Genomic DNA, 21,337 nt, shown 5'->3' with positions numbered 1-21,337 from the left:
ACCGACCGGCGCCGGTCACTCCGCCGGGCGGTCCTCGAGCATCTGCTCCATCAGAGAGATCTCGGCCTCCTGCGCTTTCACGACGGAGGTGGCGAAGTCGGTCGCGACGCGGTCGCGGCTGCGCGAGAGCAGCGCCTCGGCCATGTCGATCGCCCCGCGGTGGTGCGCGATCATCAGCTGGAGGAACCGGCGGTCGAGGTCGCGGCCCGAGGCCGCGGTGAGCTCGGCGATCTGCTCGGGAGTGGCGAGGCCGGGCATGCTCGAGGGCACGACGCCCTGCTCCGTGCCCATGCCCATCGACGAGTGCTCGTCGGCGGCGCCCTCGAGCGTGGGGCGGCCCATCCAGGTCATCGACGGCTCGGGGGAGGCCTGCGGGAGCCCCCAGGAGACGAGCCAGCCGAACAGCTGGCCGGCCTGCTGCTGCTGAGTCAGCAGGATGTCCTTCGAGACGGTGAGGACCTCGGAGTCGGTGCTGCGCTCGTGAGCGATCAGGGCGAGCTCCGCGCCCTGGAGGTGGTGCACCTGCATGTCGCGCGCGAAGCCCGCCTCGGCACTCGTCGAGGACGGAGTCGAGTCGGGCGCGAAGGGCGCGAGGGCGCCGATCACGTAGCCGCCGGCCGCGCCCAGGAGGAGGGCGACGACGGCCACCGCGGCGACGAGGAGGCGGCCCCGGCCGCGGGGTGCGCCGGTGGATCCGCCCGTCACTGCTTGCCGGGGGCGTCGATGCCGCCCGTGCAGGGGGCTCCGGGCTCGGGGGCGGTGGACGCCTGCCAGAAGCGCTCGACGAACGCGTCGATGCGCGGGTCCTCGGGGGAGTCGAGGGCGACCTGGGCGTCCCAGGCGCTGAGCACGATGGGCGACTCGAGGCCCTCGTAGGGCGAGACGACGGTGTAGGTGTCGGGAAGGGCGGCGATCAGCGCGTCGACGTCGGCCTGGGGGAGCGCGGGGTCGTAGGTCGCCCAGACGGCGCCGTGCTCGAGGTCGTGCACCGCGTTCTCGTTCGGGACGGGCTGGTCGTAGACGCCGCAGTTCATCCAGACGGCGTTGTGCGGGCCGCCCGCGGGGGAGTCTGCTCGTACTCGACCGCGCCGGTGACGTGATCGGCCTCGTTCTCGAAGGTCTGCAGCCCGTCGATGTTCCGCGCCTCGACGATCTGCTGGTTGCCGATGACCGTGACCGCGACGATGGCGCCGACGGCGAGGATCGCGAGCGACGTGAGCGTGATGATCCAGATGCGGCCGCTCCGCTTCTTGCGCTCCTGCTCGCGCTTGTAGGCCTCGACCTTCTCCTGGCGGGCGCGGTTCTTGGCGGACATCGTGTCTTTGGGCACGGCGGCGTTCTCTCGTTCCATCCGGGGGCGGTGGCGCCGTCGAGCGGCGCGGGCGCCCTGAGAGGCGCTCTCAGAGGATAACGAGACAGCCTCCGGATCGGATCAACGCGGCAGCGGGCCCTCAGCCTGCGAACGTCAGCCAGAGCAGCAGGCCGTTGAGCACGATGAGGAACACCGCGGCGAGGATCGCGCCCAGCGTGGTGAACCAGCGGTTGGCCTGATCGCCCATCAGCGCCTTGTCGCGCGTCAGCACCACCAGCGGCACGAGCGCGAACGGGATGCCGAACGACAGCACCACCTGGCTCAGCACGAGGGCGCGGGTCGGGTCGAAGCCGACGGCCAGCACGACGAGCGCCGGGATCAGCGTCACGAGCCTCCGCGTCACGAGCGGCACCCGCACGTGCAGCAGCCCGTGCATGATCTCGGCGCCGGCGTAGGCGCCGACCGAGGTCGAGGCGAGCCCGGAGGCGAGGAGCCCGACCGCGAACAGGGTCGCGATCACCGGTCCGAGCGCTGCCCCGATGGCGGCGTGCGCCCCCTCGAGGCTGTCGGTGCCGGCGACTCCGGCGAGCGAGTGCGCGGCGAGGAGGAGGATCGCGAGGTTCACGGTGCCGGCGATCGCGAGGGCGACGGTGACGTCGATCCGGGTCGCCGTGAGGATCCTCCGGCGGGCGCCGACCCCGTCGACACGGCCGAAGCGGTCGCGGGCGAGGGCGGAGTGGGCGTAGATGGCGTGCGGCATGACGGTCGCGCCGAGGATCGACGCGGCCAGCAGCACCGACTCCGATCCCTCGAAGCGCGGCACGAGCCCGGCGATCGCCGAGCCTGCGTCCGGCGGATCGACGACCACGCCGATCGTGAACCCGACGGCGATGACGATCATGAGCGCCGTGATGACGCGCTCGAAGGGGCGGGCACCTCCGCGGGTCTGGATGAGCAGGAGCGCGAGCGAGACCGCTCCGGTGAGCAGACCGCCCGCCAGCAGCGGCAGGCCGAAGAGCAGGTTCAGAGCGATCGCACCGCCGATGACCTCGGCCAGATCGGTCGCCATGGCGACGATCTCGGCCTGCACCCAGTAGGCGCGCCTGCCCCAGCGGCCGCGGAGCCGGTCGCCGAGCAGTTCGGGCAGGCTCCGGCCGGTCATCAGCCCGAGCTTCGCCGAGAGGTACTGGATGAGCCAGGCCATCAGGTTGCCCAGCACGACCACCCAGACGAGCAGGTAGCCGAAGCGGGCGCCCGCCGTCATATTGCTCGCGACATTGCCCGGATCGAGGTAGGCGACTCCGGCGACCATGGCCGGGCCGAGCAGGCGGAGGAGGCGGCCGTCGGCGGGACGCCGCGGAACGGCGGCGATCGGAGTGGTCATCGGGGTCCGTTCCGCACGTCGGGAGGGGCGTCTCGCGCGACCGCCGGCAGCGTCGCGGACCCCCACGATAGGGCACTGCGCAGGATCGCGGCAGAGGCGTCCCGCGGGCACGGTGGACGCGTTCGCGGGCTCCCGTCATACGTCCTGGACCGATTGCTACGCTTTTCCCATGACCCTCGATCGAGCCCTGCCAGCACGCCCGGACACCGGGATGGCCTACGCCGAATCGGTGCTGGACCTCATCGGGGACACCCCCCTCGTGAAGCTCGGCCCGGTCGCCTCCGGAGTGCAGGCCACCGTGCTCGTGAAGGTGGAGTACCTCAACCCCGGCGGATCCTCGAAGGACCGCATCGCCACGCGCATCATCGACGCGGCCGAGCGCGACGGGCTGCTGAAGCCCGGCGGCACGATCGTCGAGCCCACGAGCGGCAACACCGGCATCGGCCTGGCGCTCGTCGCGCAGCAGCGCGGCTACCGCTGCGTCTTCGTGCTGCCCGACAAGGTCGGCGAGGACAAGCGCAACGTGCTCACCGCGTACGGGGCCGAGATCGTCGTGACGCCCACGGCCGTCGCCCCCGAGGACCCCGACTCCTACTACTCCGTCTCGGACCGCCTCGCCCGCGAGATCCCGGGGGCCTTCAAGCCGAACCAGTACGCGAACCTCAACGGGCCGCTCAGCCACTACGAGACCACGGGCCCCGAGATCTGGCGCGACACCGCCGGCCGCATCACGCACTTCGTCGCCGGAGTGGGCACGGGCGGCACGATCAGCGGCACCGGCCGCTACCTCAAGGAGGTCTCGGACGGACGCGTGCAGACCATCGGCGCCGACCCCGAGGGCTCGGTCTACTCCGGCGGCGGCGGGCGCCCCTACCTGACCGAGGGCGTGGGCGAGGACTTCTGGCCCAGCGCCTACGACCCGAGCGTCGTCGACCGCATCATCGCCTCCAGCGACGCCGAGTCGTTCGCGATGACCCGGCGGCTCGCCCGCGAGGAGGGCCTGCTCGTCGGCGGCTCCAGCGGGCTCGCCGTCTCCGTCGCGCTCAAGGCGGCGGCCGACCTCGGCCCCGACGACGTGGTCGTCGTGCTCCTCCCCGACGGTGGGCGCGGCTACCTCGGCAAGATCTTCAACGACCGCTGGATGCGCTCCTACGGGTTCCTCGAGCACCGCGAGGAGGACACCGTGCGCGACGTCCTGCGCGCCCGCGCCGCGAATCCGCAGACCGGCGAGCTGCCCGACCTGGTGCACGCGCACCCGAGCGACACCGTGCGCGACGCGATCGAGATCATGACCACCTACGGCGTCTCGCAGCTGCCGGTGCTCACGGCCGAGCCGCCCGTGGTGATGGGCGAGGTCGTCGGAGCGGTGGACGAGCGCGAGCTGCTCGACCGCGTCTTCAGCGGGGCCGCGTCGATGACCGACCCGCTCGGCCCCTCCGCCGGAGCCCCGCTGGCCCTCATCGGGCTCGGCGAGAGCGTCTCGGCGGCCCGCGCGGCGCTCACCGAGAACAACGCGCTGCTCGTCACCGACGAGGGCAAGCCGGTCGCCGTCATCACGCGGCAGGACCTGCTGTCGTTCGCGACCGGGTAGCCGGCGCACCCTCCCTCCCGACTCCGCACCTCCTCTCGATCCGGAAAGCACGCTCATGCCCAAGAAGCAGCACTTCGACACCCGCGCCATCCACGCCGGACAGGAGTTCGACCCCACCACGGGCGCCGTCGTCCCGCCGGTCTACATGACCTCGACCTTCGTCCAGGACGGCATCGGAGGGTTCCGCGGCGGCTACGAGTACGCCCGGTCGGCGAACCCGACCCGCGACTCCCTGCAGGAGCTGATCGCGTCGATCGAGGGCGCCGACGTCGCCTACTCCTTCTCCTCGGGACTCGCGGCCGAGGACACCCTGATCCGCGCGGCGCTGGCTCCGGGCGACCACATCGTGCTGGGCAACGACGCGTACGGCGGCAGCCACCGGCTGATCGACCGGGTGCACGCGGCGTGGGGCATCCGCAACACCGCGGTCGACATGTCGAACCTGCGCGAGGTGCAGCGGGCGATCGTCCCGGGCGAGACCAAGATGCTGTGGGTCGAGACCCCGTCGAACCCGCTGATGACCATCAGCGACATCGCCGAGCTGGCCGATCTGGCCCACGCGCACGACCTGATCGTGGTCGTGGACAACACCTTCGCCTCGTCGGCGCTGCAGCAGCCGCTGGCCCTCGGTGCCGACGTGGTCGTGCACTCGACGACGAAGTACCTCGGCGGGCACTCCGACGTGGTGGGCGGCGCGCTGGCGCTGCGCTCCGGTCCGCTGGCCGAGAAGGTCGCGTTCCTGCAGTTCGCGGTCGGAGCGATCTCGAGCCCGATGGACGCGTGGCTCACGGTCCGCGGCATCAAGACGCTCGCGGTGCGCATGGAGCGGCACTCGAAGAACGCCCAGGCGGTCGCCGAGTTCCTGGCCGAGCACTCGGCCGTCACGGCGGTGCACTACCCCGGCCTGCCGACGCACCCGGGCCACGAGCTGGCGAAGCGCCAGATGTCGGGCTTCGGCGGCATGCTGTCGGTCGAGCTCGCGACGCCGCGCGCCGCGCGCAAGTTCGCGGAGTCGACGAAGCTGTTCCAGCTCGCCGAGTCGCTCGGCGGGGTGGAGTCGCTGATCGGCTACCCCAGCGAGATGACGCACGCGTCGGTCAAGGGCACGCCGCTCGAGGTCTCGGAGTCGCTCGTGCGCCTCTCCGTGGGCATCGAGGACGCGAGCGACCTGATCGCCGACCTGTCGGCGGCGCTGCCCAAGCGCTGAGCGAGGCGGGCGGCGCCCCGGCTCGATCTCCGGCTCGTGGGATCCGGTTCGGCTCGCAGGAACCGGCGGATTCCACGAGCCGGACGTGGTTTCGCGAGCCGGAGGTCGACGCCCGGGCCGCTCTGACCTGAACGGCGGCCTACTTGGCAGGATCTCGTGCGACAGCGCGATCCTGCCACTGCGAGGATCGCCGCATGATCTCCTCCGCACGCCGCCTCGTCGACCTCAGCCACACCGTCTCGGACGGCCTCGTGACCTACCCGGGGCTGCCCGCCCCGCGGATCCGGCCGCACCTCACCCGCGAGGCGTCGCGCGCCTCCTACGCCCCCGGCACCGAGTTCGCGCTGGACGTGATCGAGATGATCGGCAACACCGGCACGTACCTCGACAGCCCCTTCCACCGCTACGAGGGCGGGACCGATCTGGCCGGGCTCGATCTGGCGACGCTCGTCGACCTGCCGGCCGTCGTCGTCACGGCACGGGGCGACCGTGCGATCGGACCGGAGGCGTTCGACGGCCTCGACGTCCGCGGTGCGGCCGTGCTGCTCTCGACGGGGTGGGACGCGCTGTTCGGCGAGCCCGGGTACGCGAGCGACGCGCCCTTCCTCACGGAGGAGGGCGCCCGGGTGCTCGTCGCGGGCGGCGCCGTGCTCGTCGGCATCGACTCGCTGAACATCGACGACACGCAGGGCACGGGCTCCCGTCCCGCGCACTCGCTCCTCCTGGGGGCGGGGGTGCACGTCGTCGAGCACCTGACCGGGTTGTCCGAGCTGCCCCCGTCCGGAGCGCGCTTCACCGCGGTGCCCCCGAAGGTCAGCGGATTCGGGACCTTCCCCGTGCGCGCGTTCGCCGTGGTCGACGCCCCCTAGCGGCCGCGGGGGCCGGGAGCCGTCTGGTTATCCTGGAACGATGCACCCCGCCCTCGCCGCGCTCGGCCGCCGTGTCCGGCCCCGCACCCGGCTCGCCGCTCTCGGCCGCCGGGTCCGCCCGCGGACGCGACTGCTGGCGCTCGCGCGCGCGGCCGGGTCCTCGCCGCAGCGGCTCCGCGAGCGCCGGGCGGCGGCCGTGGCGGCCCGTCCGATCGACCACCCCTCCTCGCTCGCGTTCCGCCGCGAGCTGCTCGGTCTGGAGCTCGCGAACTGCTTCTCGCACCGCCCGGCCGTCGACAGCGGGAGCGACGTCGTGGTCACGATGACGACGCACGGCGAGCGCATCCGGCGCGTGCACGTGGCCCTGGAGTCGATCGCCCGCGGCGACGCCCGCCCGGCGCGGCTGGTGCTGTGGCTCGACGACCCGGCCCTCGCCGCCGACCTCCCGCGGCCGCTGCGACGACTGCAGCGGCGCGGCCTCGAGGTGCGGCTGGTCGAGAGCGGCTACCGGGTGCACACGAAGTACTACCCGCACCTGCTGTCGGGACGGGCGGGCGAGCGCGACCTCGTCACCTCGGACGACGACATCGTCTACCCGCGCCGGTGGCTCCGGGGCCTGGTCGACGCCCGCTCCCGCTACCCGCGAGAGACGGTGCTCTGCTACCGGGCCCACCGCGTCGCAGTGGTCGACGGCGCCGTCGCCCCGTACACGAGCTGGCGGCCGGTCGCCGACACCCGGGCGCGCTTCGACGTCTTCGGCACCTCCGTGTCGGGTCAGCTGTTCCCGCGCACCCTGATGGAGGAGGTGGCCCGCCACGGCGACGCCTTCCGCGAGGTCGCTCCCGACGCCGACGACATCTGGCTGCACGTGCGCGCGGTCGACGCGGGCCATCGCATCGCCCAGATCGAGCCGACCGCCCAGCTCTTCCCCTTCGTCCCCCGCACCCAGCAGACCGGCCTCTACCTCGTGAATTACTGGGACGGCGGCAACGACCGCCAGGCCGCGGCGAGCTACACGCCCGAGGTCACGGCTCGGATCGCCGGGGCGACTCCCGATCGGCAGGATCCGACCGCATGATGCGCCTCCTCTTCGTCAGCAACCTCTACCCGCCGCAGGTGCTCGGCGGCTACGAGATGACCTGCGCGCGGGTGGCGGAGGCGATGGCTGCGCGCGGCCACTCCGTGCGGGTGCTGACCACGCCGACCTACCTGCCTCCCGAGCCCTCGCCCGTCGAGGTGCACCGCACGCTGGGCCTGCGCACCTACTTCCCGCTGCCGCGGACCGGCGGCGAGATCGCCCAGCTGATGCACCACGAGAGCGCGGTGTCGCGCTTCGAGAACACGCGGATCATGCTCGAGGAGCTGCGCGACTTCGCCCCGACGCACGTCGTCGCCTTCAACCTCGTCGGCCTCGGCGGTCTCGCGCTGATCGATCTGCTGCGCACCGTCGACGCGGCCTGGATGTGGAACCTGGGCGACCGGGTCCCGAACCAGCTCGTCGACGGGCTCCCCGAGCCCGTGCTCGCCGTCTACGGAGCGGACGCCCCCGATCACTTCGCCCGCGGCGAGATCGTGGCGGTCAGCTCCGCTCTCGTCGAGTCGATCGAAGCGGGTGGCCGTCTGCTGGGCGACGTCGAGATCATCGGCCGCGGGGTGAGCACGCCGCCCGACTCCGACGCCCCGCGGAGCTACCGCGACGGGGGAGTGACCCGCTTCACGTTCGCCGCCTCGCTCGGCGAGCACAAGGGCGTCGACCTCGTGCTCGAGGCGGCCGCGGCTCTCGCGGGCGAGACGCGCGACTTCCGCGTCGACCTGTACGGCGACGGCAACGCGGCGGGCTACCGGGAGCGGGCGCTCGCCGCGGGCCTGGACGGCATCGTCGAGTTCCACGGCGCCCGCCCGCGCGAGGAGGTGCTCGCCGCTCATGAGCGAGCGGACGCGTTCCTCTTCCCGACCTGGTCGGGCGAGGCGTTCGGAGTCGCCCCGGTCGAGGCGGCGGCGGCGGGCTGCGTGCCGATCGTGACCGCGACGAGCGGGGTGGCCGAGTTCCTCATCGACGGTGTCGACTGCGTGAAGATCCCGCGCACCGCCGCGGCGCTGCTCGACGCGATGCGCGACGTGGTCTCGGGGGAGACCGATCTGGAGGCGCTCGGGCGCCGGGGACGCGCCGCGGCCCGCGGCCCGCTCTCGTTCGACCGGTCGATCGAGCTGATCGAGCGCTCGCTCGAGCGGCGGTCGCGACCGGGCGATCTCTCGGAGCGCACCGCCGACACCGGCCTGGAGGCCGACATCATGGACAAGGACCGCCGGGCGATGGATCTGCTCCACCGCCGGCTCTCCGGACGGGAGCACGACGATGACCACTGAGGACCAGTACCGGGACGCACCCGGCTCCGTGCCGACGAAGCTCGGCCGCGGCGGGCTGGCGCTGCGGGAGGCGGTGCACCGCCTGGTCGCGCCGTACTTCGAGCAGGCGCGCCTGCGCACCGAGGAGGTGGGCGCCGAGACCGCCGCTCTGCGCGACGAGCTGGCGGCGGTCCGCGCCGGGCTCGCGGCGCTGCACGCCGACACGACCGCGCTGCGGGAGGCGACGGAGGAGCTCCGCACCGCGCTCGCCGAGACGACCGCCTCGGCGGCGGAGGAGTCGGCGCACCGCCTGCGCGAGTCCGAGCACCGAGCGGACGGTGCCGAGGAGCGCCTCCGCGGCGTCGAGCTCGAGCTGCGCGCGCTGACGCGGCGGATGGCCGACGTGGTCGACAGCGGGCTCTGACGCCTCCGATCGTCGGGCGCCGGACGCTCCGCGCCAGACGATCCGGCCATACTTATATGTGGTTCCCTCGTCTCGATCGACAACGATCCATCGAGAGAGGCCGGACAATGGCACGACGAATCCCTTCAGAACTCCCCGCACGCCGGCGTAGCGAGGGAGGAGGGGCTCTCGCGGTCGCCGCGGCATCGGCGCTCGCGGCGGTCGCGATCGTGATCGGCGGTGCCGCTCCCGCGGAGGCCTCTCAGACCCTGTACTGCCCCGATGGCCAGTACTGCGCGTGGGAGGACGATCTGCGCCAGGGGCACATCTTCAACCACGTGGCGACTCTGGGCTACGTGGGCGACGGCTGGAACGACCGCTTCTCATCGCTTCAGAACCGCGGCAGGGACGTGGTCGTCTTCTACGAGCACGACTACGGAGCAGGCGACGGGCGCGTCGTCGGCCGCGGGGAGGTGGCGAAGCAGCTCCAGTTCGAGTGGACAGAGCAGGGGCGCCTCTGGAACGACCGCATCACCAGCGTGACGGCGTACTGATCCGTGGTGAAGGCAGTGCAGGTCCTGGCGGCGACGGTCGCGGCGGCCGGCGTCCTCGTCGTCAGCGGGTGCGTCGCCGGGCCGGATTCCGAGGAGGAGAGACCACCCGCCGTCGAGATCGTGCCGAACGCCGCCGTACTCGACGAAGCCTCCGGGACGATGCTCGGGCCGCTCGACGCCTACGGCCTCGATCCGCGGGAGCGCCGGCTGCTCGACCGCGCCTCCGATCTGCTGATCGAGGACTGCGTGCACCGCTCGGGTCGGGAGCTCACCCTCATCGACGTCCTCCAGTACCCGCCGTCGACCCAGTGGTCGCTGAACTACTTCGGCCCCTGGACGACCGAGCGAGCGGCGCGGACCGGGCTCGCCCCGCCGGCCGACGAGCGGGCCGAGGCTCGCCGAGCGGAGGACGAGGCCATGCCGGCCGACACCTACGCGGCGATCATGGACTGTCTGGACCCCGAGGCGATGACCGAGGAGGCGGCGGTGCTCGAGCAACGGGGCCCGGAGGAGTCGCTCGTCGAGCGCGGCCGCTCGTCGAGCTTCAGCTGGGCGAGCGAGGACGCGGTCTGGCAGGAGGCGCTCGGGCGCCTGCAGGGGTGCATGGGCGACCGCGGCTACGTCTACGACGCGTCGCGGAGCCCCTACCTCCCGACGATCACAGGCGAGCCGGACGGCGAGGCGGGGATCCGGGCGGCGCTCGATCACGTCGAGTGCCTGGGGGAGACGGGCGCCGCTCAGACGTTCGTCGACGTGGTCGCGGCGTACCAGGTCGCGTTCATCACCGAGAACGAGGGAGCCCTGGCGGCGGAGGAGAAGGAGACCCGGGAGCGCGTCGCGCTCGCCGAGAGGGTGATCAGTGAGCACTGACGCTCCCCGGCTCCGCCTCGGCCCGCGCCCCTCGGTGGTGGTCGTCGTGGTCGCCGTGGTGCTCGGCGCGATGGCCGCGGCGTTCCTCGCGGGGCTCGCCCTCCGCGAGCCCGACGCCGCCGCCTACGACAACGGCCTCCGCTCGCTCACGACCACCGGTGTCGTCGAGACTCGGACGATGCCCGTGCCGACGGCCCTCGGCACCGTCGGGGGAGGCGCGTCGGTCGAGGTGCGCGGATCGGCTCCGGCGGGAGCCGCGTCGGCGCAGATCACCGCCGCTCCGCTCGGTCCGGGCGCCGCGGTCGTCGACGGGGCGCTCCTGTTCGCCGTGGCCGAGGCCCCGGTGTTCGCTCTTGCGCTCGACGGACCGCACTACCGGGACCTCGTCCGCGGCGACGAGGGGGCGGACGTTCTCGCCCTGAACGGCGCGCTCTTCCGGCTCGGGTACGCGGCCGATCCCGAGGAGGACGCGTTCGACGGCGACACCGCGGCCTCGCTCGCCGCGTTCTACGACGACCGCGGCTACCGCGCCCCGCGCGGCCCGGACGTCGTCGCCGCACCGGTCGCCGTCACTCCGAGCACGGCGACTCCGAGCACCGCGACTCCGAGCACCGCCCCTCCGCTGCCGGCGGTCGCGTCGCCCGGCGCCCGAGGAGGTCGGCTGCCGTTCGCCGACGTCGTCGACCTCGATCGCAGCGACTTCACGGTCGGCACTGCACCGACCCTGTACTCGGTGGTCCCGTCCGAGGGAGCGGTGATGACCTGGACCGTGCCGATCGACCGGGTCGTCGCCCGCGTGGATGCGGCGACCGTCGACTCCCTGGCGACGGGCTCGGCAGTGACGATCGTCCAGCCGGCCTCCGGTGCGCGCGTCGCCGGTGTGCTCGAGAGCGTCGGCCCCTTCGCCCCGGCCGTGGACGACGCGCCGCCGGGCTACGACGTCACGGTGCTCGTCGCCGAGGGCGACCGCGCGGCCCTCGCTGCGGGCTCCTCCGTGTCGCTGACCTTCGGCGAGCGGGGCGCCGAGCGGATCGGAGTGCCGGCGACGGCGCTGCGGCAGGACGGCGCCACCACCTTCGTCCTCGTCCAGGAGGTCGGCGAGCCGAGGCGGGTCGACGTCGACGTCCGTGCTCTGGCCGACGGCTGGGCGCTGCTCGACGGCGAGCCGGCACTCGCTGTCGGCGACACCGTCGTGATCGGCTGACGCGGTGCCGGTTCTGCAGTGCCTCGCTCTCGAGCGCCGCTTCGACGCCGAGAACCACCCCCTGCGCGGCGTCGACCTGACCGTGGAGGCGGGCGAGTTCGTCGCGATCACGGGCCCGTCCGGCTCGGGCAAGTCGACGCTCCTGAGCGTCCTCGGACTCCTCGACACCCCCGATGCGGGAGCGGTGCTCGTCGACGGCATCGACACCGCGGCGATGAGCGGACGGCGGCTCGACGCGCTGCGCGGAGAGCGGTACGGCTTCGTCTTCCAGGACCCGCACCTGCTGCCCGGCCGGACGGCAGCGCAGAACGTCGCATTGAACACCACCGGGCTGGACCCGCAGGATCGGAGCGATCGCATCCTCCGGGTCCTCGGCGAGGTCGGCCTCGCGCACAAGGCGCTCACCCGCGTCGAGCTGCTCTCGGGAGGGGAGCGCCAGCGCGTCGCCCTCGCTCGCGCCCTCGTGCACCGACCGAGCGTCCTGCTCCTCGACGAGCCGACCGGCAGCCTCGACGAGGAGACGGGCGACGGGATCGTCGGGGTCCTCGAGTCGCTCCGGAACGGCGGGATGGCGCTCGTCGTCGTGACGCACGACTCGCGACTCGCCGCCCGTGCGGATCGGCACCTCTCGATGCGGCGCGGACGCCTCGAGGGGCCGACTGCCCCGATGCCTGCGGCGGTCCCGATCCCTGCGGCGGTCCCGATCCCTGCGCCGCCGCCGCGGGCGCGGCGCCGCCCGGCCGCGCTCCTGTCGGACGCGGTGCTCGGCCTCCTGGCGAGGCCCTCCCGCGCGCTGATCGCCGTGGCCGTCGTGGCGATCGGCGCCGGAGGACTGGTGGCCGCCGACGCCCTCACGGTGACGGCAGCGCGCCAGGTCGACGAGTCGGTCCGCAGTGCGGCCGGCGCCCTGGTGCGGATCACTCCGACCTCCGCCGACCGCGACGTCACCGAGGCCGATGCCGAGCGCCTCTCCGCGCTCGACGGCGTCCTGCACGTCGGGCTGCGCTGGGACGTCTCGGACCTGCGGGCACCGGTGACCCGTGCGCCCGCCGCCGTCCTCGACACCTCGGGGGACTCCGTGCCGGTGGTCGCCCTCGGAGGCGACGCGGTCGCGGCGCTCGGCCTCGTCACGGCGCCGGCCTCGGTGGGCGCACTGCTCGCGGCTCCGGCGCCGGTGGCCGACTCGATCGCGCTCGTCGGTCTCGAGGCGGCCGAGCGGCTCGGAGTCGTCCCCGGCGCCGACGGAGCGACGGTCTCGATCGGCGGCTCGTCCCTCAGCGTCGTCGGCACGATCACCGGGGCGGGTCCGGCGGCGGCCGATCTGACGCGCGCGATCGTCCTCTCCCCGGGTGCGGCGGCCCGCGTCTCGAAGGGCTCGACCTCGGGCGTGCTGCTGGCGACGACCGAGCCCGGACTCGCCCGGCCCGTGGCCGACATCGCGCCGACCGCACTCGATCCGGCCGCTCCCTCCGCCTTCGCCGCCGAGACGACCGCCGATCTCGCGGGGCTGCGCAGCCGCATCACCGCGCAGCTCGAGCAGCTGGTGCGCTCCACCGGGGCGGTGCTGCTGGTGCTCGCGATCGCCGGAGCCTTCGCCTCGGCCTGGAGCGCGGTGGCCGCTCGACGGTCCGAGATCGGCTTGCGTCGCGCGCTCGGCGCGTCCCGGGCCGGCATCGGTGCGCTCTTCGTGCTCGAGAGCGCGCTCACCGGCCTCGTCGGCGGGGGCCTCGGCACGGCACTGGGGATCGGAGTGGTGCTGGCCGCCTCCGCGGGTCAGGGCTGGACGCCGGTGCTCGCGGTCGGCGTGCTCGCGCAGGGCCCGCTGCTCGGCGCGCTCGTCGGCGGAGCGGCCGCCCTGATCCCCGCGCGGCGCTCGGCGGCCGTCGAACCGGCACGCGAGCTGCGGAGGTGAGCGTTCGCGACCCTCCCTGAGGGGGACCTTGCGGTCGGCTGAGCGAACCCGGATGATCGCCGTGAGCGGCCGATCTGCGCCGCAGCGACATCAGCACCATCCGGGGGGAAGCACGTGGATTCACGCGCGCGCACTGTCACCGGCGGCCTGGGGGCCGCCGTCGTCCTGTCCATCGGCGCAGCGGGGGTGCTCCTCGGAGCAGGGCCCGCTGCGGCCGCCGAGAACGACGGGATCCCCGCCAACGGCGGCACCGTGCAGCTCGATTTCGGCCCGGAGTGGGCGGGCTGGACCGCCGTCGCCGGTTTCCAGGTGCCCGGGTCAGGCGGGTCGATCAGCTGGACGACGGGGTCCTCGACACCGACGGCACGGGGGCCGTCACGACCTACGCCGGTCCGGTCGACATCTACCTGACGAACCCCAGCAACCCGCGGGACGACCCGCCCGCCGACGTGTACGAGGTGTTCGCCTACCGCGGCGAGACCGTGAGCTGGACGATCGACGCCGCCACCTATGAGGAGACGCTCGTCGGCGAGGCGCCGACGCCGGACGTGCCGAGTCTCGACACCCTCGAGAACGGCGGCCTGATCGCCGTCGGCGAGTACGACCTCGCGCCCGCGCAGTACGAGACGGGGGTCGCCTTCGACCTCACCGTCAGCGGACTGCAGTTCAGCGACGAGACGCCGGGCGACCTCGACGGCCTCGAGGTGACGAGCTACCTCTACTCCGAGCCGAAGGAGATCGGCACGTCCGTCGTCGCGGGCGGCGCCTACACGCAGACGATCCCCGCGGAGTTCACGACCGAGCCGCACACCTACGCCTCGTTCGACGAGTACGGACGTCTCATCGCCGCCGCGACGCTCGACGGCGGTGCCTCCAGCGAGGGCCCGGCCGCGACTCCGGCGCCGACCGCCACGGCGGCTCCCGTCGCCCCGTCGACTCCCGCAGCGGTGACGACGTCCGGGAGGACCGGACGCGGCACGCTCGCGAGCACCGGCGTCGAGACCGCAGGGCTCGCCGCCGGCGGTGCCGCGCTGCTCCTCGCCGGAGCCGTCTCGCTCGTCGCCGTGACGCGTCGCGCCTCGCGCGCCTGATCCGCGCGCGTTCTCGAAGGGGAGGCCGGGCATCCGCCCGGCCTCCCCTTTCTCTGCCGTGGGCGAGGACCGGGCACTGGTACCCGTCGGGATGCGCCATCCATGGATGGCCATACGGGCGTGTGCTTGGGTTCGTGTCACACGACGAGAGGCAGACCACATGAGCATCCGACGCACCGAGCAGACCGGCTCGACCCGACCGAGAACCGTCTCCCTGATCGCGGGGGGCCTCGCCGTCGCGGCTGTCGCCGTTCTCAGCGGCGGAGTCGCCCCTGCGCAGGCGTCGCAGACGTTGTACTGCCCTGCGGCGCAGTTCTGCGCGTGGGAGAACGATCTGCGCGACGGCCACCTCTACAACCACAACGCGACCCAGAGCTTCGTGGGTGACAGCTGGAACGACCGCTTCTCCTCGCTCGAGAACCGGCGGCTGAGCCGCGTCGTCTATTACCAGCACGCGTGGGGCCAGGGACATCAGCGGGAGCTCGGGAAGAACTCGACGGCGTTGCAGCTGCAGTTCGAATGGCGTCCGGACGGTGGCACCTGGAACGACCAGATCTCGAGCGTGACCGTCTACTGAGCGCATGCGCCAGCGCCGACGCACTGCCGTCCTTGCAGCGTGCGCCCTCGTGAGCGGCGTCCTCCTCCTCCTCGCGGGCTGCGCGCCGTCGGACCGCTCCGATCACGCCCGACCGGACATCGTCGTCGTCCCCGGCGCTGCGGTGCTCGACCCGGTCTCCGAGACCGTGCGTCTTCCGCTCGACGCCTTCGGCCCGGATGCTCTCGGCAGGCAGCGGATCCAGCGGGCATCCGATCTCCTGACCGAGGACTGCGCCGCGGAACGCGGCGTCGACGTCGCCCTCGTCGATGTGCTCGACTTCCCGCCCACGACCCTGGGCGATCTGAACTTCTTCGGGGTCTGGACCCGCGAGCGGGCTCTCAGGACGGGCCTCGGTCCCGCCTCGGATCCGCTCACCTCGGCACGGCTCGCGTGGGACGGGACCGTGCCGGGAGCCGCCTACGAGGTCGTGCTCGCCTGTCCGGACGAGTCCGACGAGGCGGCTGCGGCACTCGCTGAGCCGTCTCCGGCCGACTCGGTGCTCGCGCGCGGAACCGCCGAGAGCTGGGAGTGGGCGGAATCGGATCCGGTGTGGCGGGCGGCGCTCCTCCGCTACCGGGGCTGCATGCAGGAGCGCGGGTGGACCTTCGACGACGCCTGGACGCCCTACTCGCCGGTGCTCGCCGAAGCCGCCGACAGCGAGTCCGGGATCCGTGCCGCACTCGACCAGGTGGACTGCCTGCAGAGCACGGGGGCGGCGCAGGCCTTCGTCGACGTGGTCGCCGCCTACCAGGTGGCGTTCCTCGGGGAGAACGAGGCGGCGCTCACGGCGGAGGACGCGGAGTGGGAGGAGCGTCTGACGCTGGCCCGTCGGGTCATCGGCGAGCACGGCGGAGAGTGAGGAGAGTCGCGGCGGCGCCTCTCCGCCGCGCTCAGGCCGGCACGGCCGTGCGTGCCAGCAGCTCCGAGATGCGGCCGGTGCAGCCGCCGCAGCCCGTGCCCGCGCGGGTCGCGGTGCCGATGCACGCGACCGTGTCGTTCCCTGCGGCCGCCGCCTCCGTGATGGTGCCGGCCGAGACGCCGTTGCACCAGCAGACCGTGGCGTCGGGAGCGAACGGGTCGCCGGTGGGCGCGGCGCCCGCATCCGGGGCGTCCAGTCGCAGCAGGCTGGAGCGGTCCGCGGGCAGCTCGGAGCCGCGCTCGAACAGCAGCGTCAACTCGGCGCCCACCCGCGGCAGACCCACCGACACGAAGCCGCGGAGCACTCCGCCCACCGTCACGAGCTTCGCGTACCCGCCGCGGGCCGGGTCGGCCCAGACCGTCACCTCGGCGTGGTCGGCGCACGAGGCGGAGTGGGGAGCCGCGTCCCACGGCTCCGGAGTCGGGTCGCCGCCGGCCACCAGGTCGACGCCGTCGGCCTTCAGCATCACCACCGCGGGGCGTGCCTCGGGCACCCGCTCGTCCGCCTCCCGGCCCGCGGACTCCGCGGAGATCCGGGCCGCGAGGCGGTCGGCCTGCTGCCAGCCCGGCCCGATCAGTCCGCTCGGTCCGCCCTCGACGCGGCCGTCGGGCAGAGCGGAGCCGCGCGGCGCGACGTGCGCGCAGTCGCCGATCGCGTAGACGTCGGGGTCACTCCAGCTGCGCTGGTGCTCGTCGACGAGGATCCCGGTCGAGACGGCGAGGTCGGCGCTCGCCGCGAGCTCGGTGCGCGCGCCCACTCCGCACGACAGCACGAGCAGATCGCCCTCGATCTGCTTGCCGTCGGCGCAGACCAGCGCCTGGAAGTGCGCGCGGCCGAGGTCGTCGTGCGCGAGCAGGATGCTCTCGGAGCGGGCGTGCGAGACCATCTCGACCCCGGCCGCGCGCGCCGCTGCGGCGAGCATCCGCCCGCCGCCGTGGTCGAGGTTGCGGCCCATGGGGATGTCGCCGTGGTAGACGACGACGACCTCGGCGCCCTGCTCGGCCGCCGCGAGCGCGAACTCGACTCCCAGCACTCCCGCGCCCAGCACCACGATGCGGGAGCCGGCGCGGACGGCCTCGCGGACGGTGCGCGCGTCGGCGAGATCGCGCAGGGCGACCACGCGGTCGGGCAGCGGGGCGGCGCCGACGTCGAGCGTCTCGGGCGAGGCCGAGCGGACCCGGCGGTCGCGGCGCGCACGCTCCATGCCGGCGAGCGTGGGCACGTTCGCACGGGCGCCGGTGGCGAAGACGAGGCGGTCGTAGGCGAGGCGCTCGTCGTCGTGCAGGCGCACGACGTTCCGCGCGCGGTCGAGGCCGACGGCGGCGGCTCCGAGGCGAAAGACGACCCCCGCCTCCTCCGCCACGGCGCGGTCGCCGAGGTCGAGGCGCTCGCGCGGGGCACGGCCGACGGCGTACTCGGCGAGCAGCACGCGGTTGTAGGCGTCGTCGCTCTCGGCGCCGACGACGGTCAGCGCGACGGAGCCGGCGCGGACGGCGGGGAGCAGCTCCTCGACGAAGCGCGCGCCGACCGGGCCGTAGCCCAGGAGGACGACGCGCTCGGGGTGGCGGTCAGACGGCATCGGACGCTCCTTCCGCGCGCACCCAGACCCGGGTGCGCTTGAACTCCGGCATGGACGAGATCGGATCGACGACCGCCTCGGTGAGCAGATTGGCGCACTGGCGGCCCGCGTAGTGGAAGGGCAGGAACACGGTGTCGTGGCGGATGTCGGCGGTCACGCTCGCGCGGGCGGTGACGACTCCGCGCGCGTTGCCGATCGAGACGGAGGCTCCGTCGCGCACGCCCAGCCGCGACGCGGTGGCCGGGTGGATCTCGAGCCGCGCCTCCGGCCGCGCGGCGTCGAGCTCGGCGACCCGGCGGGTCTGCGTGCCCGACTGGTACTGCTGCAGGTAGCGCCCGGTGATCAGCGTCAGCTCGTCGCCGCGGTCGACGACCGAGCGGTCGGCGGCGGTGACCGCGACCATCCGCGCGCGGCCGTCGGGGTGGCCGAAGCGCTCGCCGAAGAGGCGGGGCGTGCCGGTGCTGCCGGCGGGGGTAGGGCCAGTAGGCCGCGACTCCCGTGTCGAGCAGGTCGTGCGAGAGGCCGGAGTAGTCGGCCGGGCCGCCCGCGGAGGCGCGCGCCAGTTCGTCGAACACCTCCGACGGCACGGTCGACCAGGTCGAGGGCGCGTCCAGGCGGCGGGCGAGCTCGCTCAGGATCCAGAGCTCGCTGCGGACGCCCGACGGCGGATCGAGGGCGCGGCGGCGGCGCAGCACCCGGCCCTCGAGCGAGGTCATGGTGCCCTCCTCCTCCGCCCACTGCGGCACGGGGAGGACGATGTCGGCGAGCGCCGCCGTCTCGGAGAGGAAGAAGTCGCAGACGACGAGGGTGTCGAGCGCGGCGAGTCCCGCCCGCACCGCGTCGACGTCGGGCGCCGAGACGACCACGTTCGAGCCGTGCACGAGGAGGCACTGGACGGAGCGGCCGAGCTCGCCCAGGAGGGCGACGGCGGGGAGGCCGGGTCCGGGGATCGACGCCTCGTCGACCCCCCAGACGCCGGCGACGTGGCGTCGCGCCTCCGGGTCGCGGATCGAGCGGTAGCCCGGCAGCTGATCGGCCTTCTGGCCGTGCTCGCGGCCGCCCTGCCCGTTGCCCTGCCCGGTGAGGGTGCCGTAGCCGGAGCCCGGCCGGCCGACGAGGCCGAGCACCAGCGCCAGGTTGATCGCCGCGGTGGCGGTGTCGGTGCCGTCGACGTGCTGCTCGACTCCGCGGCCCGTGAGCACGTAGGAGCGGCCCTCGGCGAGCCGCCGGGCGGTGCGGCGCAGCAGTTCCACCGGCACGCCCGTGACGGAGGAGGTGCGCTCGGGCCACCACGACGCGACGCTGCGGCGGACCGCGTCGAAGCCTGTCGTGCGCGCCTCGAGGTACTCCGTATCGGCGAGCCCCTCCGCGAGCACGAGGTGGGTGAGCCCGAGCAGCAGCGCGAGGTCGGTGCCGGGTGCGGGCTGGAGGTGGATCCCCGCGCCGTCCTCGGTGAGACGAGCGGTGGCGGAGCGGCGCGGATCGACGACCACGAGTCCGCCGCGTGAGCGCGCCCCCGCGAGGTGGGCGAGGAACGGCGGCATCGTCGCCGCGACGTTCGAGCCGAGCAGGAGGATCGTGTCGGCCTCGTCGAGGTCGGTCACGGGGAACGGCAGCCCCCGGTCGACTCCGAACGCCCGGTTCCCCGCCGCCGCGGCCGAGGACATGCAGAACCTGCCGTTGTAGTCGATCCGGGAGGTGCCGAGGGCGATGCGGGCGAACTTGCCCAGCTGGTAGGCCTTCTCGTTGGTGAGACCGCCGCCGCCGAAGACCGCGACGGCGTCGGCGCCGTGGTGCTCCCGGGTCGAGAGCACCGCCTCCGCCACCGCGTCCAGCGCCCGCTCCCACGACACCTCGGCGAAGTCGCCGTCGGTACCGCGCATCAGCGGAGCACGCAGCCGCTGCCCGCTCGCGAGCAGCTCGGCCGCCGTCCAGCCCTTGGCGCACAGCCCGCCGCGGTTCGTCGGGAACTCCCGCCCGGCGACGGCGATCGGCGTCGGAGCGTCGACCGGCGTCAGCGTCATCGCGCACTGCAGCGCGCAGTAGGGGCAGTGGGAGTCGACGCCCGCGGGGGCGGTCGGTGCGGCGGCGGTCTCCATGCTCAGATCCTGGTCCCCGTCGTCGCGGCGAGGCGGAGGTAGACGCCCGCTGTGATCGCGAGCATCACCGCGTAGGCGGCCACGAACCAGCCCAGTGCCGTCGTGTAGTCGCCGAACGCGGTCTTCGAGAAGCCCAGCAGCTGCGGGATCACGAAGCCGCCGTAGGCGCCGATGGCCGAGATGAGACCGAGGGCTGCGGCGGCCTTGCGCTGGGCGCCGACTCCGTCGCCTCCCGACTGCCGGGCACGCAGGGCGAAGACGGTCGGGATCATCCGGTACGTCGCCCCGTTGCCGATGCCCGCCGCGGCGAAGAGCACGAGGAAGCCCAGCAGGAACAGCCAGAAGCTGCCCAGCGGGAGTGTCGCGATGACCCCGAGGATCCCCGCGCCCATGGCGATGAACGCGGCGATCGTGACCGGGGCGCCGCCGAAGCGGTCGGCGAGGCGGCCGCCGTAGGGGCGGGAGAGCGAGCCGACCAGCGCCCCGAGGAACGCGAGCGTCAGGGTCGCGGAGCCGATGGCGAACGTCGAGTACTCCGGGAACGTGTCGGCGATGAGCTTGGGGAAGACCCCGGCGAAGCCGATGAACGAGCCGAAGGTGCCGATGTAGAGGACCGCGAGGATCCACAGGTGCGGTTCGCGCAGAGCGGCGAGGGAGGCGGCGACGTCGGCCTTCGCGGCCCCGAGGTTGTCCATCCGCTTGTACGCGCCGATCATCGCGACGACGATCAGGGGCACCCAGATCCAGCCGGCGAGCGGCAGGTTGACGGTCGCCGCGGCGCCGATCGTGATCGCGATCGGCACGATCAGCTGGGCGACGGCCGCGCCCAGGTTGCCGCCCGCCGCGTTCAGCCCGAGCGCGTAGCCCTTCTGGGCATGCGGGTAGAAGAAGGTGATGTTCGCCATGGAGCTGGCGAAGTTGCCGCCGCCGAAGCCGGCGAGCGCCGCGATCAGCAGCATCACGCCGAAGGGCGTGTCGGGGTTCCCGACCGCGAGCGCCAGTCCGATGCTCGGGATGAGCAGCAGCGCCGCCGAGACGATCGTCCAGTTGCGCCCGCCGAAGCGCGGCACCATGAACGTGTACGGGATCCGGAGGGTCGCGCCGACGAGGCTCGGCATCGAGATGAGCCAGAAGATCTCGCCGGTGGTGAAGTCGAAGCCCGCCGCGGGCAGCTGTACCACGACGACCGACCAGAGCTGCCAGACGACGAAACCGAGGAACTCGGCGAAGATCGACCAGCGCAGGTTGCGGGAGGCGATGCCCCGCCCCTCCGCCTCCCACTGCGCGGGGTCCTCGGGGTTCCAGCCGTCGATCCAGCGGCCGGGCCGGCGGGTGAGGCCGGAGGCGGTGACGGTCGTGGGGGCGGTGGTCGTCGGCGGTGCAGCAGTCATCGTGTTCC

At 73.5% G+C, this 21,337-nt stretch carries 19 protein-coding genes and 1 pseudogene; 13 read left to right on the top strand and 7 right to left on the bottom strand.

Going from position 1 to position 21,337, the window contains the following annotated elements; genetic code table 11:
* Positions 1-15: 15 nt before the first annotated feature.
* The 4 genes from AC0CID_RS08120 to AC0CID_RS08105 all read right to left on the bottom strand — a co-directional run bounded on the left by AC0CID_RS08120 (position 16) and on the right by AC0CID_RS08105 (position 2,696).
* Entirely contained in the window at positions 16-705 is a 690-nt protein-coding gene (locus AC0CID_RS08120; RefSeq protein WP_465226392.1) for a DUF305 domain-containing protein, read from the bottom strand.
* On the bottom strand, positions 702-1,034 hold the full coding sequence (locus tag AC0CID_RS08115; protein ID WP_465226391.1) for a DUF3105 domain-containing protein: 333 nt from the start codon (positions 1,032-1,034) through the stop codon (positions 702-704). Before AC0CID_RS08115 ends, AC0CID_RS08120 begins: the two co-directional genes overlap by 4 nt.
* The gene (locus AC0CID_RS08110) at positions 1,031-1,330 is read right to left on the bottom strand and encodes a hypothetical protein (RefSeq protein ID WP_465226390.1); all 300 of its coding nucleotides are present in this window, start codon (positions 1,328-1,330) and stop codon (positions 1,031-1,033) included. The genes AC0CID_RS08115 and AC0CID_RS08110 overlap by 4 nt, the downstream gene beginning before the upstream one ends.
* A gap of 121 nt (positions 1,331-1,451) precedes the next feature.
* Positions 1,452-2,696, bottom strand: coding sequence for an Nramp family divalent metal transporter (locus tag AC0CID_RS08105; RefSeq protein WP_207407243.1), 1,245 nt, complete (start codon positions 2,694-2,696; stop codon positions 1,452-1,454).
* Positions 2,697-2,907: 211 nt separating this feature from the next.
* On the opposite strand from AC0CID_RS08105, the gene AC0CID_RS08100 reads away from it, so the two are divergent.
* The 13 genes from AC0CID_RS08100 (at position 2,908) to AC0CID_RS08040 (ending at position 16,200) form a co-directional block, all read left to right on the top strand.
* Positions 2,908-4,287, top strand: coding sequence for a cystathionine beta-synthase (locus AC0CID_RS08100; RefSeq protein ID WP_465228066.1), 1,380 nt, complete (start codon positions 2,908-2,910; stop codon positions 4,285-4,287).
* A 55-nt stretch (positions 4,288-4,342) separates the two neighbouring features.
* Positions 4,343-5,494, top strand: coding sequence for a cystathionine gamma-synthase (locus tag AC0CID_RS08095; RefSeq protein ID WP_465226389.1), 1,152 nt, complete (start codon positions 4,343-4,345; stop codon positions 5,492-5,494).
* Positions 5,495-5,688: 194 nt separating this feature from the next.
* Complete coding sequence (locus tag AC0CID_RS08090) at positions 5,689-6,363, top strand: cyclase family protein (RefSeq protein WP_465226388.1); 675 nt, start codon at positions 5,689-5,691, stop codon at positions 6,361-6,363.
* Between the two features lie 40 nt (positions 6,364-6,403).
* Positions 6,404-7,441, top strand: a complete 1,038-nt coding sequence (locus AC0CID_RS08085) for a hypothetical protein (RefSeq protein ID WP_465226387.1) — start codon at positions 6,404-6,406, stop codon at positions 7,439-7,441.
* On the top strand, positions 7,438-8,730 hold the full coding sequence (locus AC0CID_RS08080; protein ID WP_465226386.1) for a glycosyltransferase family 4 protein: 1,293 nt from the start codon (positions 7,438-7,440) through the stop codon (positions 8,728-8,730). Before AC0CID_RS08085 ends, AC0CID_RS08080 begins: the two co-directional genes overlap by 4 nt.
* Positions 8,720-9,133 (top strand): hypothetical protein, encoded by a 414-nt coding sequence (locus AC0CID_RS08075; RefSeq protein ID WP_465226385.1) that lies wholly within the window; start codon positions 8,720-8,722, stop codon positions 9,131-9,133. The genes AC0CID_RS08080 and AC0CID_RS08075 overlap by 11 nt, the downstream gene beginning before the upstream one ends.
* Positions 9,134-9,240: 107 nt before the next feature.
* On the top strand, positions 9,241-9,666 hold the full coding sequence (locus AC0CID_RS08070; RefSeq protein ID WP_465226384.1) for a peptidase inhibitor family I36 protein: 426 nt from the start codon (positions 9,241-9,243) through the stop codon (positions 9,664-9,666).
* Positions 9,667-9,672: 6 nt separating this feature from the next.
* The gene (locus AC0CID_RS08065) at positions 9,673-10,536 is read left to right on the top strand and encodes a hypothetical protein (protein ID WP_465226383.1); all 864 of its coding nucleotides are present in this window, start codon (positions 9,673-9,675) and stop codon (positions 10,534-10,536) included.
* Positions 10,526-11,740 carry an efflux RND transporter periplasmic adaptor subunit gene (locus AC0CID_RS08060; protein WP_465226382.1) on the top strand — a complete coding sequence of 405 codons (1,215 nt, stop codon included), beginning with the start codon at positions 10,526-10,528 and terminating at the stop codon, positions 11,738-11,740. Before AC0CID_RS08065 ends, AC0CID_RS08060 begins: the two co-directional genes overlap by 11 nt.
* Positions 11,741-11,744: 4 nt before the next feature.
* On the top strand, positions 11,745-13,652 hold the full coding sequence (locus AC0CID_RS08055) for an ABC transporter ATP-binding protein/permease (RefSeq protein WP_465226381.1): 1,908 nt from the start codon (positions 11,745-11,747) through the stop codon (positions 13,650-13,652).
* A 275-nt stretch (positions 13,653-13,927) separates the two neighbouring features.
* Positions 13,928-14,743 (top strand): hypothetical protein, encoded by an 816-nt coding sequence (locus AC0CID_RS08050; protein ID WP_465226380.1) that lies wholly within the window; start codon positions 13,928-13,930, stop codon positions 14,741-14,743.
* 160 nt (positions 14,744-14,903) lie between these two features.
* Positions 14,904-15,320: a peptidase inhibitor family I36 protein gene (locus AC0CID_RS08045; RefSeq protein WP_465226379.1), complete on the top strand. Its 417-nt coding sequence runs from the start codon at positions 14,904-14,906 to the stop codon at positions 15,318-15,320.
* A gap of 49 nt (positions 15,321-15,369) precedes the next feature.
* Positions 15,370-16,200, top strand: a complete 831-nt coding sequence (locus AC0CID_RS08040; protein ID WP_465226378.1) for a hypothetical protein — start codon at positions 15,370-15,372, stop codon at positions 16,198-16,200.
* A 31-nt stretch (positions 16,201-16,231) separates the two neighbouring features.
* Here AC0CID_RS08040 and AC0CID_RS08035 read toward each other — a convergent pair whose 3' ends face one another.
* The 3 genes and pseudogenes from AC0CID_RS08035 to AC0CID_RS08025 all read right to left on the bottom strand — a co-directional run bounded on the left by AC0CID_RS08035 (position 16,232) and on the right by AC0CID_RS08025 (position 21,329).
* Positions 16,232-17,839 (bottom strand): FAD-dependent oxidoreductase, encoded by a 1,608-nt coding sequence (locus tag AC0CID_RS08035; protein WP_465226377.1) that lies wholly within the window; start codon positions 17,837-17,839, stop codon positions 16,232-16,234.
* Positions 17,829-19,938 (bottom strand): annotated as a pseudogene (locus AC0CID_RS08030) (molybdopterin oxidoreductase family protein). Before AC0CID_RS08030 ends, AC0CID_RS08035 begins: the two are co-directional and overlap by 11 nt.
* 2 nt (positions 19,939-19,940) lie before the next feature.
* Entirely contained in the window at positions 19,941-21,329 is a 1,389-nt protein-coding gene (locus tag AC0CID_RS08025; protein ID WP_465226376.1) for an MFS transporter, read from the bottom strand.
* Positions 21,330-21,337 lie beyond the last annotated feature (8 nt).

Source organism: Rathayibacter sp. AC451 (genome assembly GCF_979253095.1).
The sequence above is the reverse complement of the archived record's forward strand: the minus strand, read 5'-3'. Positions and strand labels throughout refer to the sequence as shown.

Bases quoted from the DNA above. Each gene is read 5' to 3' on its own strand.
- AC0CID_RS08115 (WP_465226391.1), bottom strand. From the start codon at position 1,034: ATGAACTGCGGCGTCTACGACCAGCCCGTCCCGAACGAGAACGCGGTG.
- AC0CID_RS08105 (WP_207407243.1), bottom strand. From the start codon at position 2,696: ATGACCACTCCGATCGCCGCCGTTCCGCGGCGTCCCGCCGACGGCCGC.
- AC0CID_RS08100 (WP_465228066.1), top strand. From the start codon at position 2,908: ATGGCCTACGCCGAATCGGTGCTGGACCTCATCGGGGACACCCCCCTC.
- AC0CID_RS08095 (WP_465226389.1), top strand. From the start codon at position 4,343: ATGCCCAAGAAGCAGCACTTCGACACCCGCGCCATCCACGCCGGACAG.
- AC0CID_RS08090 (WP_465226388.1), top strand. From the start codon at position 5,689: ATGATCTCCTCCGCACGCCGCCTCGTCGACCTCAGCCACACCGTCTCG.
- AC0CID_RS08085 (WP_465226387.1), top strand. From the start codon at position 6,404: ATGCACCCCGCCCTCGCCGCGCTCGGCCGCCGTGTCCGGCCCCGCACC.
- AC0CID_RS08080 (WP_465226386.1), top strand. From the start codon at position 7,438: ATGATGCGCCTCCTCTTCGTCAGCAACCTCTACCCGCCGCAGGTGCTC.
- AC0CID_RS08075 (WP_465226385.1), top strand. From the start codon at position 8,720: ATGACCACTGAGGACCAGTACCGGGACGCACCCGGCTCCGTGCCGACG.
- AC0CID_RS08070 (WP_465226384.1), top strand. From the start codon at position 9,241: ATGGCACGACGAATCCCTTCAGAACTCCCCGCACGCCGGCGTAGCGAG.
- AC0CID_RS08045 (WP_465226379.1), top strand. From the start codon at position 14,904: ATGAGCATCCGACGCACCGAGCAGACCGGCTCGACCCGACCGAGAACC.
- AC0CID_RS08035 (WP_465226377.1), bottom strand. From the start codon at position 17,839: ATGCCGTCTGACCGCCACCCCGAGCGCGTCGTCCTCCTGGGCTACGGC.
- AC0CID_RS08025 (WP_465226376.1), bottom strand. From the start codon at position 21,329: ATGACTGCTGCACCGCCGACGACCACCGCCCCCACGACCGTCACCGCC.